The sequence below is a fragment of the Crassaminicella indica genome, assembly GCF_019203185.1.
Lineage (GTDB): Bacteria > Bacillota > Clostridia > Peptostreptococcales > Thermotaleaceae > Crassaminicella > Crassaminicella indica.
Genome location: NZ_CP078093.1, coordinates 1,401,281 through 1,416,347, shown reverse-complemented (window position 1 = coordinate 1,416,347; position 15,067 = coordinate 1,401,281). Strand labels below are relative to the sequence as shown.

General features: G+C 33.4%; 16 protein-coding genes. All 16 read right to left on the bottom strand.

Annotated features, from left to right (window positions below; translation table 11 throughout):
• Window positions 1-1,329: a 4Fe-4S dicluster domain-containing protein gene (locus tag KVH43_RS06765; protein WP_218281807.1), complete on the bottom strand. Its 1,329-nt coding sequence runs from the start codon at window positions 1,327-1,329 to the stop codon at window positions 1-3.
• 17 nt (window positions 1,330-1,346) lie between these two features.
• Window positions 1,347-1,610, bottom strand: coding sequence for a EutN/CcmL family microcompartment protein (locus KVH43_RS06760; protein WP_218281806.1), 264 nt, complete (start codon window positions 1,608-1,610; stop codon window positions 1,347-1,349).
• Entirely contained in the window at window positions 1,604-1,909 is a 306-nt protein-coding gene (locus KVH43_RS06755) for a BMC domain-containing protein (RefSeq protein ID WP_218281805.1), read from the bottom strand. The genes KVH43_RS06760 and KVH43_RS06755 overlap by 7 nt, the downstream gene beginning before the upstream one ends.
• A 13-nt stretch (window positions 1,910-1,922) precedes the next feature.
• On the bottom strand, window positions 1,923-2,768 hold the full coding sequence (eutJ, locus tag KVH43_RS06750) for an ethanolamine utilization protein EutJ (RefSeq protein WP_218281804.1): 846 nt from the start codon (window positions 2,766-2,768) through the stop codon (window positions 1,923-1,925).
• Window positions 2,750-3,421 (bottom strand): ethanolamine utilization protein, encoded by a 672-nt coding sequence (locus tag KVH43_RS06745; RefSeq protein WP_218281803.1) that lies wholly within the window; start codon window positions 3,419-3,421, stop codon window positions 2,750-2,752. The genes eutJ and KVH43_RS06745 overlap by 19 nt, the downstream gene beginning before the upstream one ends.
• A gap of 1 nt (window position 3,422) precedes the next feature.
• Window positions 3,423-3,878, bottom strand: a complete 456-nt coding sequence (locus tag KVH43_RS06740) for a EutP/PduV family microcompartment system protein (protein ID WP_218281802.1) — start codon at window positions 3,876-3,878, stop codon at window positions 3,423-3,425.
• Window positions 3,875-4,228 (bottom strand): ethanolamine utilization microcompartment protein EutS, encoded by a 354-nt coding sequence (gene eutS, locus KVH43_RS06735; protein WP_218281801.1) that lies wholly within the window; start codon window positions 4,226-4,228, stop codon window positions 3,875-3,877. The genes KVH43_RS06740 and eutS overlap by 4 nt, the downstream gene beginning before the upstream one ends.
• A gap of 32 nt (window positions 4,229-4,260) precedes the next feature.
• Window positions 4,261-5,211, bottom strand: a complete 951-nt coding sequence (cutD, locus tag KVH43_RS06730) for a choline TMA-lyase-activating enzyme (protein WP_218281800.1) — start codon at window positions 5,209-5,211, stop codon at window positions 4,261-4,263.
• Between the two features lie 34 nt (window positions 5,212-5,245).
• Complete coding sequence (gene cutC, locus KVH43_RS06725; RefSeq protein WP_218281799.1) at window positions 5,246-7,786, bottom strand: choline trimethylamine-lyase; 2,541 nt, start codon at window positions 7,784-7,786, stop codon at window positions 5,246-5,248.
• Between the two features lie 69 nt (window positions 7,787-7,855).
• On the bottom strand, window positions 7,856-9,349 hold the full coding sequence (locus KVH43_RS06720) for an aldehyde dehydrogenase family protein (protein WP_218281798.1): 1,494 nt from the start codon (window positions 9,347-9,349) through the stop codon (window positions 7,856-7,858).
• Between the two features lie 61 nt (window positions 9,350-9,410).
• Window positions 9,411-9,713 (bottom strand): BMC domain-containing protein, encoded by a 303-nt coding sequence (locus KVH43_RS06715; RefSeq protein WP_218281797.1) that lies wholly within the window; start codon window positions 9,711-9,713, stop codon window positions 9,411-9,413.
• A gap of 27 nt (window positions 9,714-9,740) precedes the next feature.
• Entirely contained in the window at window positions 9,741-10,037 is a 297-nt protein-coding gene (locus tag KVH43_RS06710) for a BMC domain-containing protein (RefSeq protein ID WP_218281796.1), read from the bottom strand.
• A 47-nt stretch (window positions 10,038-10,084) separates the two neighbouring features.
• Window positions 10,085-10,351 (bottom strand): hypothetical protein, encoded by a 267-nt coding sequence (locus KVH43_RS06705; RefSeq protein ID WP_218281795.1) that lies wholly within the window; start codon window positions 10,349-10,351, stop codon window positions 10,085-10,087.
• A gap of 1 nt (window position 10,352) precedes the next feature.
• Complete coding sequence (locus KVH43_RS06700) at window positions 10,353-11,444, bottom strand: hypothetical protein (protein ID WP_218281794.1); 1,092 nt, start codon at window positions 11,442-11,444, stop codon at window positions 10,353-10,355.
• Between the two features lie 539 nt (window positions 11,445-11,983).
• Window positions 11,984-13,612 (bottom strand): Na/Pi cotransporter family protein, encoded by a 1,629-nt coding sequence (locus tag KVH43_RS06695; RefSeq protein ID WP_218281793.1) that lies wholly within the window; start codon window positions 13,610-13,612, stop codon window positions 11,984-11,986.
• Between the two features lie 138 nt (window positions 13,613-13,750).
• On the bottom strand, window positions 13,751-14,854 hold the full coding sequence (locus tag KVH43_RS06690; RefSeq protein WP_218281792.1) for a GerAB/ArcD/ProY family transporter: 1,104 nt from the start codon (window positions 14,852-14,854) through the stop codon (window positions 13,751-13,753).
• Window positions 14,855-15,067 lie beyond the last annotated feature (213 nt).

Genomic DNA, 15,067 nt, shown 5'->3' with positions numbered 1-15,067 from the left:
TTAACCCCTCCTTATTCCAATAAAATCATTTTCAATTTCAACTACTTTTCCTGAAATACTTGCATGTACGCTCGCACCTAAGCTACCTTCTGGAATTTTACCTATTTGTTGGCCTATCTCAACATGATCACCAACAGAAACAATAGGAACTGCAGGTACTCCTACATGCTGATTTGTTGATATATATACCAATTCTGGTTTTAATTCAATTTCTGTCATAGGAGCTGGTTTGTCAAAATTATTTAAACCTAATCTAGCGATAAGTCTTTTACTTGGAATTAAACGATATTCTCTACTTTTACGAGCTGTAAATTCTGACTTGTTTGGTTTATATCTTATATTTTGTTGTGCTAATTTATCTTTAAAATAAAGATTTGCAGATTTAGGATGAAGTCCTGCTGGACATGAGAACAATTCACATAAATTACACTGACAACATAGCTGTGCAATTTTTTGATTTTCAATGTCTGTTAATTTATAATTTAAAGCACGCATTATTTTATGTGGCTGCATTTCATGTCCAAGAAGATAACGTGGACACAAATCTGTACACATACGACACTGGGCACAAGCAGATTTGTTCACTCTTTTTGCTTGTTCTAGGCTAACCGATTTCTTTCTTATTAGATAATGATCCTTTTTTAAAATTACAAATCCCTTATTTTTCTTAGTAACATATCCATCTAAGCTGTTCATAACAGGACCCATCATAGGACCACCATCAATAACTTTATAGTTGTCAAAGTTTTCAATACCACTTAGCTTTAATACATCTATAATAGGTGTACCTACTGGTACCTTTACGGTTAGAGATCTCGGAACATCTCCTGCAACTGTTATATATTTTTGTGTAACTGGCTTTTGAATAGATGCATAATATATATTTAATGCAGTTTCTGAATTTAATACAACACATCCAACTTGAATTGGGATACCTGCTTCTGGAACAACTCTACCTGTTAATTCATGAACTAATACTTGCTCATCACCTGCTGGATAAATATCTGGTATTTCTTTCACTTGAACAAAATCCGCTACCTGAAGTGCTTCAATCCTATCACGCAGTATAGAAATTACTTTTTTATGCTTTCCTTTTATACCTATAATCGCTTTATTTGCTCCAACAAATTTCCCTGCTGCTGTAAATCCATTTATAATTTCATCTGCAAACAACTCCATAAGCTGTTGGTCCACCCTCAACAAGGGTTCACATTCAGCTCCATTAAGAAGTATATATTCAGCCTTTGATGCAAGTTTTGCATGAGTAGGAAACCCTGCTCCTCCTGCACCAACAATGCCGGCTTCTCTTACCATATCAAGAAGATTCATTATTATACCTCCTGAATTTATTCAAAATTACAATCTTCATCAATAATTCCAACAACTGCTGCATCAACCGGAATATCATCATTGCCTAACATTTTACGAGCTGCTGAACCCGTACAAACAATCACTCTATCTCCAATACCTGCACCAATAATATCTATAACAACTATGCGCTGACCTCTATCACTACCACCAATTACTTCTGCTAGCATAAATTTAAATCCATTTAATAAATCTGTTTTTCTAGTTGCCCATATATTATCAATTAATCTTGCAGTTAACATATAGTTTTCTCCTTTTTAAAATTAGATTTAATCTCTAAAATAGCTGACTCAACAGAAGCCGTATCACCAAAGATTGCTATCATTATCATATTTTGTGGACAACTCCCTTTAATATCTGATACTGTAACACCGACAGCCTTCTCCGCAATATCAACTGCAAAAATCATATCTATCATTCTCCCCTGTACTAAACCAATTGCACCAACACAACTTAAATCATTATCAACACCTATTCCTAATCGCTTCATAAGAATATCAATCGTACCCTTTGATGGCGATTTTATAATCCTAAATTCCATAACCAAGCAACCCCTATTCTATAATCTCTTTTGTACAACTAAGTGCTATTCCTAAAGGAGTTATAAACATAGGATTTTGAGGTTTATGGGTAAAAATACCTGTCTTTTTTTCTATAATCTCTTCAATACCTGTTAGACAGCAAGTTCCACCTACTAAAGATATTTCCTTAACATCATGACCTTTAATATGTTGATTGATAATAGATGCTATTTTTTCAATAACAGGCTTTAATACAGGCAATAGCTCTTTATGATTTTTTGAATCTCTCTTATATATTTCTGCTTCTTGAAATGACATTTTATAAGCACCAGAAACAACTAAGGAAAAATGAGTACCTCCTGTCGGCTCATCAGCAATATAAACAACTTCACCGTTTTTTAATATTGAAATTCCTGTTGTTCCACCACCTATATCAACAACTGCTCCATTTTGAATCTTAAGTACTTTATTTGCTGCTGTAGGTTCATCAAGAAGATTTGTTATTTCAAATCCAGCCGCCTGAACCACATTTTTAACAGCCCCTGAATCCAAATCATCTGTACCCGGTGGTATTGCAGCAGCTCCATAGATAAGTTCTGTTCCTAATTTTTCTTCAAGCTCCTGCTTTAACTCTCTAACAATTTTTATTGCACCAATATAATCTACAACCATACCATCACGAACTACGTCAGCATATCTATAAGCACCTGCAACCGGCTTATAATTTTCATCCAAAACCGCTAAAACAACACATGCTGTACCCAAATCTACTCCAGTATAGTAAACGGAGGATTTACTGACTATTGGTTTTTTAACTACATCTTCAAAGTCTTGGACAAACTGGTCACAGTATTCATAATTTAATTTTTTCTCTGACATATTTTACCTCCAACAATCGAACAAATTATTTGTGACAAGGCATTAATACTCTGATTAACCTTCCCAATAATCTCTTTACAAAATTCATTTTCACTATCAAATAGTTCTAAAATAAAAGGTTCTAATTCTCTTAGCGCACAACGTAGTCTATGCAAAATAATAATTTCTCTACCATTTTTAAGTTGTATATGAAACTCTGTAATTTCAAAACAATCATCTAAATTATCAGAAAAATTATCTATATTTATCCCACTGCATTCTTTATAAAAAAATGTTGTAGTAGTATCCTTCTCCTCTAGAGCATTTTTAATGGTTGAAAATTGTTTACTTAAATCGATAAGCCTTTGCGCTAAAAAAACATCTCTACTTAAAAGTTCCTCCGCAGTCATAAGAAATAATGCTTCCATTGACTTCATCCTGCAATAAAACATTTTCTTTTTCCAATTATGCATTGCTTCTATATCTTTAGATTGTTTTTTTGCACCTTCAGTACTTTTTTTAATACAAGAATCATCATCGATTATATTTATCCCACGATCTCTCAAAAACTGACGTCCTCCCGGTGTAAGTCTTTTGTCTGCTTCTATCTTATAAGTAGTAAAAGGTTCTTTTCTAAATAATTCTCTTAAATCTTCTTCGGTTATAAACCTCATTTTAATCCCCCTTTACTTTCTGTCTTGAAAACAAGTATTCTTTTAATGCTCCGATCCCTATTCCTCTTAGAACACTTATTTTATAATAAGGCTCCTCTACTCCTATCTGCTTCAATTGCTTATAACATAACTCCTCATTTTCCACCATTAAATCAACTTTCGTTATTACACCAATTACTGGACATCTAAAGGCTTTAGCAAAACCAGGGGAATACACATTATCACATCTTGACTGATCAATTAATATTAAAACATGAGATGCATCCTGAGATACTGCAATCAGATGCTTATACATCCATGCATTTTCAATATAAGAGCCAGGAACATCTATTGTATTTTTTCCATAAATAATATCCTGTGTTTTTCTAAGTGGACCATCATAATCATTTAATGCATTTACCAATGTGGTCTTCCCACATTGTGTAGGTCCAACTACCATTATTCTCTTCTTTCTCATGTTCTTGTAATAGGAGCTGTTGTAAAATTCAACAGATTTTTCAGTGTGTCATTTATCGCATTAAGTGCTGTTTCAACAGATTGTACATCACCAGTAATCGTCAAGGATCCAGTAAATCTATCTAAAAATCCTATTTCAACATCCGCAGCCTTTGTTGCAATATCAGCTGCAATAATAGCCGTTTCATATGGTGTTATTGTTAAAATTCCAATTGCACCTTTATCATCTACCCCTAAGCGTTCATAAATATCCTGAGTAGGAGATGCAATAACATGAGCAATAGTAACCTGTTTTCCAGGTACTGATTCTTGTATGACACGTTGTATAGCTTTTTTACTAACAACTCCCATAAAAATTACCTCTCCATCTATTTTTTAATTTATCAATGCTTTATCACTGAAACTTTAAAATCATATGCTTTTATCCAACTCTCAATAGTTTCTAACTCATCATTACTTAATTTGAATTCTCCTTCTATTGGATAAATCATTCCCAGCTGCTTATACTTATTTACACCCAGTTTATGATAAGGAAGTAAATCTATTCCCTTAAAGTTCTTGTAATCACTATAAGGCATCAAAAAATCAATTACTCTTTTAATATCCTCTTTGCTATCATTTACGCCTTTTAAAAGAGGCATTCTTATTTTTACATTGTACCTACGTCGAAGGAGTTCCTTTAGATTTTCTAAGATTCTTTCATTACGTACTCCTGTTAGCTTATAATGCCTTTCTGAGTCAATATGCTTTAAATCGTAAAGGAATAAATCAGTAAATTCAGCAATTTTGAGTATAGATTCAAGCTTTGCATAACCACAAGTTTCAATTGCTGTATTTATTCCTTCCTGCTTACAGGCCATAAGCAAATTCGCAGCAAATTCTGGTTGCATGGTTACCTCACCACCACCTAAAGTAACACCTCCACCTGAAAGATCATAAAAATCTTTGTCTTCTTGTATAATTTCTAAAAGCTCAGAAACGGTTTTTACTTCTCCTGCAATAGATAATGCAGATTCAGTACAAATCTCCTTACATTTATTACATCCTAAGCAATTAATACTATGATCTACCAAATGCTTTCCTTCATTATTAATAGTATGAATTCCAACTGGACAAACAGAAACACAAGCACCACAATCAATACATAATCCACTTTTAAACATCACTTGATATTTTTGTTCTAAGCCTTCAGGATTGGCACACCACTTACAACGCAATGGACATCCTTTAAAAAACACAAGTGTTCTTACTCCTGGTCCATCATACATATTATATTTTTGTACATTGAATATAAATGCTTTTCTTTCAATTTTAGTTGATTTATTATTGCTCATCTTATCCAATCTCCCATTTGATTGATTTGGCTATTTAAAAATGTGTCAACATAGTTCTACTGATAATCTCATCTTGAACATCTTTGCAAAGCTCAACAAAGAATGCACTATAGCCTGCCACACGAACAATCAAATCACGATACTGCTCTGGATGCTTCTGTGCTTCTAATAATGTATTGTTATCTAAATAATTAAACTGCATTTGACCATTCCCATACATACAAGCAGTACGCAATAGTGTAATGAGACCTTCTTCTCCTTCTGGTGTATCTAATAGCCCTGCCATAAGCTTAAAGTTATGAACCATACCGATGTTCATATTATCACAAGCCATCTTCGAAACAGATTTGATAATCGCAGTAGGTCCTTTATAATCTGCTCCTTGAGTAGGACTAATTCCATCAGATAATGGTGTCCAAGCTTTACGTCCATTAGCAGATGCACCAGTTAACTGACCAAATGGCGTATTGTTAGAGATGGATAAAGTACCATGACTAAGCACCGAATATAAAGTTTTATACTTACGATGTTCCATCTCAGTAAAGTTAATCAAATCAGTAGCAATAAAATCTGCATAGTTATCATCGTTGCCATACTTAGGAGCCCTTAAGCAATCATTTCTAATTTGTTCATATCCAACAAAATCAGCTTTTAATGCTTCATTTAGTTGTTTTAAAGTATATTTTTTATCATCATATACAAGCTTTTTAATAGCAGCCATAGAATCTACATACGTAGCTAACCCTGTCCATACAACGCCAGGACCAAAGTTATACATAGCACCACCAGCAGAAACATCTTTACCTTTTTCCATACAACCTTCATACATAATAGACATGAGTGGCTTTGGCGCTAATTCTCTGTGAACACGTTGTGATATAACTGTAGCAATACTAGTTAACTTAGTAATATATTTGATCTGTTCCTTAACAGCATTTTCAAAGTCCTCATAAGTTTTAAAGCTATCTAAATCACCCATATCAGGACAAACCTGCTTACCATACCATAGTGGCACTCCTCTATTTAAAACTAATTCAATACAAATAGGCCATTGTGTATAACCTGTAGAAGTCCACTGGTATAGACGACCAGATTTTTGCGGTTCAACACAACCCATTAGACAGTAATCACGAGCATCCTCTATAGAAACGCCTTTTGCTAACATCATCTTAATATGAGCATCATCAAAATGACATGCTGGAAATCCCATACCTGAACGAATAACTTCAACAATTTTCTTTAGATATTTTCTAGGAGACTTATTATGAATACGTGTAGCTAAAGATGGCTGATAAATTTTAACATGACGAACTGCATCCATTAATAAGTAAGTCAAATCATTTGTAGCATCAAAGCCTTCACGAGTAACACCACCAACACACATATTCACAAATGGCTGATAGCCTGCAAAGAATTTAGAAGCAGCTTCACTAGTAACCCACATCATCTCTGACATTTTAATTAACATACAACCAACTAGCTCAAATGCTTCATACTCAGTCATACGACCACTTTCTATATCTGCCTTGTAGAATGGGTACATATACTGGTCAACTCGACCAATTGACATACCTGTTTGGTTCTCTTCAACTACTAATAAAGATTCTACAGTCCAAACAGCCTGAATTGCTTCCCAAAATGTGCTAGGCTTATGAGCTGGTACTCTTTTGTTTATTTCAGAAATCTTTTGTAGCTCTGCTTTACGCTTAGGGTCTGTCTCTTTTGCTGCAAGTTCTGCTGCATATTCAGATAAACGCTTAGCATAGATCATAACTCCTTCAGTAGTATCAATAACAGATTTATAAAAATATATTTTTTCAATATCCTCAGGGTTTTCATAATCTAGCTTAGCTAATTTTTCTTTTGCTTCATTTTGAATATCAAGCATTCCTTTTTTCATTAGGATTACATCGTATCCAGGGTTAGAATCTCCACCACCATTTACTGCATGGTATGAGCAATCTGAAACAAAGGACTCACCTGAAATCTCCCAAACTCCAGCCTCGCGATATTGGTCTTCACAATATTCATCAACTGATTTTCCTTTCCAAAATGGGAAAAGCTCTTCACGCATATACTTCTTATCTTCTTCTGATATATAAAATGGATCTTGAGGGCGTGTACCAATTGTATCTATCTCTTCTTCCAACCATCTCCATGCTATATCAGGAGAAAAAGCACCAGCACGAGGCGCACCACAAGGAGATCCAACAATCAATTCATCATCTTGAATTACTAAGGGTGCAGTTTCACAACAATATCGAAAGCTTTTAGCTCTTAACAAAATTTTAGGCATACCTGGATTTTCCTTAGCAATCTTTGTAATAGCACGTGCTCGATATGTAGTAATGGAAGGTTTCCACTTCATATAAGTTTCCTTAAGCCTTTTTAGACGTTCAGTCATACCATTTGGAACTCCATTCTCTTTCACATCAGACTGTTTGTAGCCTTCAGCATCATCTTTTTCAATTTCTCTTGAAATACTTTCAAATATCTTCATTAAAGCTGCCTGTTCTTCTGCAGACATATTTTTAGTAGCTTCTGCAAATTTGTTTGAAAATTCACGAATATCCAAAATTCTTACCTCCAATTCTTTTATTATATTTCTCATTTTGGCATATCACTTAACATGGTTTATCATTCTTCATTTTTTTATTTCTTTTATAACCTCTTCCAAGATATGCTGTAGCATCTTCATTTCATATTGATTATGCTCTTTAGGCTTTGGCATACAACTCATAGCTGTTTTTTCTATTGTCAAAACTCCATTAGTTATTTCATCTATATTTCTCACACCATATCCTACTTTACGAATATAAATTAAATTCATTGGTGAAACATTATCAGATGTCATTCCCTTACCTGCTGATCCACTTCCAAGTGTTAACGCAGGAAATAAATTAGTTGTTACACCCATGCTTCCAAAGGAAGCGGCTGTATTTACAAGTACTCTGCCTACAGGTTTTTTTAATGCAAACTGACGAATTACATCTTCATTTTTTGAGTGAATTACAAGAGTGTGTCCATTTCTCTCGCTTAATAATAGCTCTATACATTTTTCACAGGCATTCATCCAATCGTCTTCAATGTAATAAGCTAAAACCGGACAAAGCTTTTCCTTAACATAAGGATTCGTCTCAGAAACATATTTTTGCTCAGAAATCAGTACTAATGTATTGTCAGGAACACAAAAGCCTGCTCTTTTTGCTAATTCTAACGCAGATTTACCAACCATTTCAGAGTCTATACTTCCATCTAAATGAAAAAGTAGTGAACCAAGTTTTTGTGATTCTTCCTCTGTCATGAAATATGCACCGCTGTTTTGCATCTCCTGTTTTACCTCAGCTGCAATACAACTGTCTACAACAACAGATTGTTCGGCTGATGATACCATTCCATTATCAAAAGTCTTGCTGGCAATAATATCTCTTACGGCCTGTTTTATATCGGCACTACGTTCAATAAATGCCGGTCCATTACCATTACCCCCATAAATCACAGGCTTCCCAGCCTTATATGCTGCCTTAAGCATTCCCGGAACACCTGTATTCATAATCAGAGACGTTTCTTTGTGATTCATTAATTCTATTGTCCCAGCAGGTGTTACAGTGTGCAAATATGAAACTGCTCCTTCTGGTAACCCATATCCCTCAGCAGCACGTATCATAATATCAAGTGCTTTACCAATTGTCTTTTTAGCTCTAGGATGCGGAGAAAAAACAATTGCATTTCCAGACTTGATTGCAATTAAAGCTTTATAGATGGTAGTAGAAACAGGACTGGTCGCAGGAATTAATGCAACAATTACCCCCATAGGTACTCCTACATCCATAGTCTTATTTTCCTTATCTTCCCTAATAATGCCTACACAGCGAATTCCTCTAAGTTTATTTGTTACATATTCACAAGCAAATCGATTTTTTATATATTTATCCTGCCATTTTCCATAATCAGTTTCATCTTTTGACATGATTGCCAGTTCACGAACATGTTTCCCAATTTCTTCTGCCATACGCTCCACAAGCTCATCTAATTTTTCCTGTGGAAAAGTTGCCAGCATTTTTTGTGCTTTGCTCGCATTTTCTATAATAATTCGAGACTCTTGTATGGAGAGCAAATCATTATCTATAATATTCATTTATGTCTCTCCCTTTCCTCTGCATTAAATCTATATTTTTCCATACTATATTAACAATTCATCAAGCATTTAAAACATCAAGTGAATATCGTGAAATAATTTTTTCAAGATCTTGATGTGGACTTGCAATAACAACTGAGCTATAAACTTCAGCATCCATATCCTCTACAGCTTTTACACCAGCTTCTACAGCTGCTTTACATGCTCCTACATCTCCACAAACTAACACAGAAATATAACCAGAAGCTACGTTTTCAAAGCCTATCAAATCAACATCAGCAGCTTTACACATTGCATCTGCAGCCTCTAAAACAAAAACTATACCAAATGTTTCTATTAAACCTAAAGCATTATATTTGCTCATATGTAGTTCCTCTCCCCTAATTTACTTTTATTTGTCAACATCATATATAGAAACAATGTCTCCAATACTTCTTATAGGTCGTGGCATAACATTTTTTGCTGTTAATTTACCTATTGCAGCAGCTGCTATAGCTCCAGCTTCTACAGACGCCTTAACAGCAGCAACATCCCCCTTTACCATAATCGTAACAAGAGTAGAACCCACATTTTCATATGATACCAATTCAACATTAGCGGCCTTTAGCATTTTATCTGCTGCCTCAAGTGCAGGAACCATCCCTACTGTTTCAATAAGACCTAATGCTTCTTCTCCATAATATCGCACTACATTCCCTCCTTTTCCTTCAATGTTTGTTTATCTTTATTAAGCTTTTAATCTTTAATATATTTATTGATTGTAGCTGCTCCTTCTTCATTGGCACGGTAATAAATCAACAATTCACCAGATTCTGACATTTCAAATCTTGATTCTTCAAGAAGACCATTAGCTTCAGCTGTCATTAAAGCGGAAAGTACATCTTTTTTATTCAAAGCTTTGAAATTACCATATTCATCTTTCAAGGCTTCAATAACATCTTCCGCACAAGCATCTTCAACCTTTGTAAAATATTTCAAAATAGCATAGTTAAGAGGTTTCATATTACTTTTCCTCCTTTTTTCTAAATAAGTCCATTGGATTCATTGAAATGATTAAAATACCAATCACCATAAGTACAGCAGCAACCCAAGCTATAGGTGGTAGCGACCAACCATCGATACCACAAAATACGCCAAGTACTAACCAGCAACAAAACGGTCCCCAAAATGAAAATGTTCCATTACAAGCCATTCCTAAAGCTGCACCACACATACTGTTACCTTTATACCAAAACATGTAAGAAATATATGCAAAAAAACCACTTATAGCAAACCAAATCATAGCAGATCCACTTGTAAATGCTTCAAATGCAAGATGAGTTGAAATACCAACATTTCCTGCAATCATTCCAAAAATAGGAAGTAGTATAATTAGATTTGAAAGACCTGATGTAACCTGACGAATAGCAATACCAATTTCAGAATCAATCATAGATGTACCATAACCAGCTACACAGCCTTCAAAGCCCCAGCCAAGCGCAGCAATAAAAGCAATACAAACACCTAAAAAAGCTCCTTCTTTTGCATCTCCACTAATACTTGTACTACCAATCATAAAACTAGCAAGAACACAAATAGCAATCCCTAGCATCATACGCTTATTTAATTCTTGCTTGAATAAAATTCTTCCTAAAATAGCTCCAATAGCTGGACAAAGAGCAGTAATAGGAATAATAATTGAACCAGCTTTTTGAAGACCAACAACATAAGCTGTACTAGAAACAGGCCCTCCAATTAGAGCAGCTAAAACCATTACTCGACCCGGGGTAGTATTAAGACATCTTAAAAAATCTCCAAACTTACCATGTACTGCTGCAAATAACATTGCCCAGATAGCACTTAATGTATCATTTACTGCACTCCCTATTGCTGCTAATACAAATGTAATAACAAAAGCTGATAAACCTGCTTTGTTTGGACCAAACCAATCAGCCCAAACTCCCTTAGTCATACCTAAAGTTAAAAATGCTGAATAAAACCCATATGTTACACCTGAAAGTAATGCGATTGTAATCCCTTTTCTGAAAAATTGGGCTGACAGCTTCTTTTTAGCAGCAATTGCAGATGCATTAGCTACTGGTTGATTTTCTAACACACACAAAACTCCCTTCCTTTAATTTTTTTATTTGCTTTAAATAAAATGGCTATTTTAACCATTAATTTTTTTTACAGAGTTTTATATACATAAACAATTCTGTTAACGTTTTCCTTTGAGTTGCACCTTGACAACTTTATTGCATTTATATCGCTAATTTTTATAATATTACGCATTATTTTCATAATTTTCTGAACTTAAATAGTAATATACAAACCTTGACCTGAATCAAATAACATAATATTCAATTCTATAATTGCACTCTTTTTTTTTAATCTTATGTTAAGAATAACAAAATAATGTGTTCTTCTATGGTACAAATCAATATTTTTTACTGTATAATTTCTACCATTTTTTGATTTTCTTGTACTATGGTTACTTTATTGCACTATGGCACAAATTTTTATTTTAAACTTAAATCAGTAACGACTGTTTATCATATTCAAGCATTTTATGATAAAAGTTTCTTGCAGCGTTAAGAAATTAATTTAGCTTTTCAAAAATAAAAAAGGATGAATAAATCATCCTATCATCCTTTTTTATTTTTCTGTTGTATCCATTACTGCTAAAGCGATATTAGATGCATGGTCTGCTATTCTTTCTAGGTTACTAATAATATCTAAAAATACGATTCCTGATTTTGCACTACAAAGTTGCTTATTCAATCTTTCAATATGATTAGCTCTAAGAGATTTTTCCATATGGTCAATCTCTCCTTCTCTTTCAAGAATTTTTTTAGCTATACTTACATTCCCTGTTTTTAAAGCAAGAATCGCTTGATTATAAGATTTTACTACACGATCATGCATAGATTTTAATTCTCCTGTAGCCTGTTCACTAAAGTTTAATTTATTGTCTACTCGATAAATCGCTAATTCTGCTAAATTATCTGCATGATCTCCAACTCTTTCTATATCATTTATAGTATTAAATAATCCATTCACAATTTCATGTTGTTTTGCAGAAAGGCTTGTATTTGAAAGCTTTACTAAATATTCAGCAATATCTCTTTCCATACTGTTAATGACTTTCTCTATTGCAAAGGTTTCATTCGCTATTTTCTCACTATTTTCAAAGAAAGCATTCATTGATTTTTCATAACTTTCTAAAGCTAAATTAGCCATATTCAATGTTTCTTTGATTACCTGAACAATAGCAACTGATGGGGTTTCAAGCATTCTATCATCAAGGTATTGAATTCCTCTTTGATTTGTGCGTTCAAAATCCTTAACAACAATAACCTTTTTTGCTAACTTTACGAGTATATTCGCAAAAGGTAATAACAATAAAGTATTTGCAATGTTAAAGAATGTATGAGCATTTGCTAGCTGTCTTGCTGCGTCTGTTGGCGAAAACTTCTTTACAAGAGCAATAGTCATATCTTTAAATAATAGCATAAATACTAATGTTCCTAATATATTAAACATAAAGTGAATAAAAGCAGCTCTCTTTGCTGTTCTATTTGCTCCTATACTTGAAAGCATTGCCGTAACACAGGTTCCAATATTTGTACCAAATATAATTGGTAAAGATGCTTCAATTGGAAGCAATCCTTCACTAGCTAATGCAATCAATATTCCTGTTGTAGCACTACTACTTTGTACAACAGCAGTAACAAAAAATCCTGTAAAAATTGCCATTAATGAATCTGTAAAGGTTCCTCTTCCAAAGCTAAGAAGCATATCTCTAAACCCTTCATATTCTCTTAAAGGCTTTACAGCATGCTTCATAAAATCCATACCAATAAATAAAATTCCAAATCCTATAAAAACTTCTGCAATATTTTTTACTCTTTTATTGCTAGTAAAAAGCCAAACTCCTACACTGATTCCAACTACAATAGGTGCAATTTCTGTTAATTTTAATGATGCAATCTGTGCCGTAATTGTCGTTCCTATATTAGCACCCATAATTACACCTGTAGCCTGAACTAAGTTCATAATTCCTGCATTTACAAATCCTACAACCATTACAGTAGTCGCACTACTACTCTGAATAATCATTGTTACTACAGCACCTACTAGAACAGCCATAATTCTGTTGTTTGTAAGTACTTCAATAATTTTCTTCATTTTATCCCCAGCGGACTTCTGTAATCCATCTCCCATAATGGTCATACCATAAAGGAATAAACCAAGTCCTCCAAGCAATTCAAAAAAAATCTTCATACGATACCTACCCTCCCAAAATTCTACTATATCAACTATTCTCATTTATAGCATACATTATTTTCTTGCTATGTTTGTTAAATCTGTGTTAATTTTATTAAATTCGACACTTGAAATATATTCCTTTTGACGATTTACTTACTGCTGCTTTCTCATTGAATCCATAGCTCCTTTTTTTATTGTAGCAATGAGCAGCATAATCATTGGTATAAAAAGCTCAAACACAACAGCATAGTAAGACCAAGCCTTCTCATTCCATTCTACAAATCTCATTCTACTATCTACCAAAATATTAGAATAATTGATGATGAGTAATGAAACAGGTATAATCATCAAATGATAGTTCGTAAGATGAAATATTTTTGTAATTCCTTTACACACAGCTAATAACAATATACTATTTTTAAGAAATGCACCTATTACTCCAATCAGTGCTGCTATTATTTCAAGTCTTTGTATGAAATCTCCAATATCAATTCCTGATGCTGCATTAAAAACAGGAAAATATGAAGTTGTAGCAATATCTATCCCTAAAACTAAAATTGTAGTTATTGAAGTCATTAATGCAATTATTCCTGATATAAATATTCCAAGCATATAAACTTTATAAGCAGATTTTTTCGTTTTAAAATTTGAAAATACCATAGCAAGCATTACAATTTCACCAAAAGGAAATGTGAATGCAGATAAAGTTCCTTTCAAAACTGGTTTGATTCCCTTATACAATATAGGCTCAAAATTATCAAGCTCCATCTGTGGAATTAATAATATTCCCATAATAATTATCAAGCTTACAAAAATAATCATACTAAGCTCTGACCACTTACCTATAACCTCAATTCCACTTTTCACAGCCCAAACACATAAAAGCATAAGTGGAATAATTACTATTGTCTGAGGTGTTTCGGGCATAGTTGTTTCTGTAATGAATTGCTTAGTATTTATTAGTACTGCTGTTGCTTCTTCAATAATAAAATAAATATATAAAATGCATATCACCTTTCCGAGACTTTTCCCAAAACAAGCTTCACACATATCAAAAAAATCTTTTTCTGGATAAATGCCATGTAACTGAGAAAATATAAATGTAGTGAATAATGCTATTACTACAGCAAAAATAATAGCTAACCAAAAATCACCATATGCATCTAATGCTAGCATTAGCATAGTAGATGTACCAGACATAAAAAGTACTACAATAGATATAGCCTGCTTATCAGAAATCACCTCTTTATTCATCATTTGCTCCTCCTTGCTTTCAGTAACTATTCAATAGTTTAACCATATTGTTCTTTTTATATTTTCAACTTATTAATCCATCTTATAAATGTGGATTAAATGATATTTTTCAAAAAAATCAGGAAAAATATCCACAAACTTTGTTGACAGCAGTATGCATTTTTCCTATAATAAAAAAGTCTTTAGTAGAATCATTTGTAGCTTTGTAGGTTTTTA

Excerpts from the sequence above, each read along its gene's own strand:
- KVH43_RS06765 (WP_218281807.1), bottom strand. The coding sequence starts at position 1,329 with ATGAATCTTCTTGATATGGTAAGAGAAGCCGGCATTGTTGGTGCAGGA.
- KVH43_RS06760 (WP_218281806.1), bottom strand. The coding sequence starts at position 1,610 with ATGTTAACTGCAAGATTAATTGATAATATATGGGCAACTAGAAAAACA.
- KVH43_RS06755 (WP_218281805.1), bottom strand. The coding sequence starts at position 1,909 with ATGGAATTTAGGATTATAAAATCGCCATCAAAGGGTACGATTGATATT.
- eutJ (WP_218281804.1), bottom strand. The coding sequence starts at position 2,768 with ATGTCAGAGAAAAAATTAAATTATGAATACTGTGACCAGTTTGTCCAA.
- KVH43_RS06745 (WP_218281803.1), bottom strand. The coding sequence starts at position 3,421 with ATGAGGTTTATAACCGAAGAAGATTTAAGAGAATTATTTAGAAAAGAA.
- KVH43_RS06740 (WP_218281802.1), bottom strand. The coding sequence starts at position 3,878 with ATGAGAAAGAAGAGAATAATGGTAGTTGGACCTACACAATGTGGGAAG.
- eutS (WP_218281801.1), bottom strand. The coding sequence starts at position 4,228 with ATGGGAGTTGTTAGTAAAAAAGCTATACAACGTGTCATACAAGAATCA.
- cutD (WP_218281800.1), bottom strand. The coding sequence starts at position 5,211 with ATGAGCAATAATAAATCAACTAAAATTGAAAGAAAAGCATTTATATTC.
- KVH43_RS06720 (WP_218281798.1), bottom strand. The coding sequence starts at position 9,349 with ATGAATATTATAGATAATGATTTGCTCTCCATACAAGAGTCTCGAATT.
- KVH43_RS06715 (WP_218281797.1), bottom strand. The coding sequence starts at position 9,713 with ATGAGCAAATATAATGCTTTAGGTTTAATAGAAACATTTGGTATAGTT.
- KVH43_RS06705 (WP_218281795.1), bottom strand. The coding sequence starts at position 10,351 with ATGAAACCTCTTAACTATGCTATTTTGAAATATTTTACAAAGGTTGAA.
- KVH43_RS06695 (WP_218281793.1), bottom strand. The coding sequence starts at position 13,612 with ATGAAGATTTTTTTTGAATTGCTTGGAGGACTTGGTTTATTCCTTTAT.
- KVH43_RS06690 (WP_218281792.1), bottom strand. The coding sequence starts at position 14,854 with ATGATGAATAAAGAGGTGATTTCTGATAAGCAGGCTATATCTATTGTA.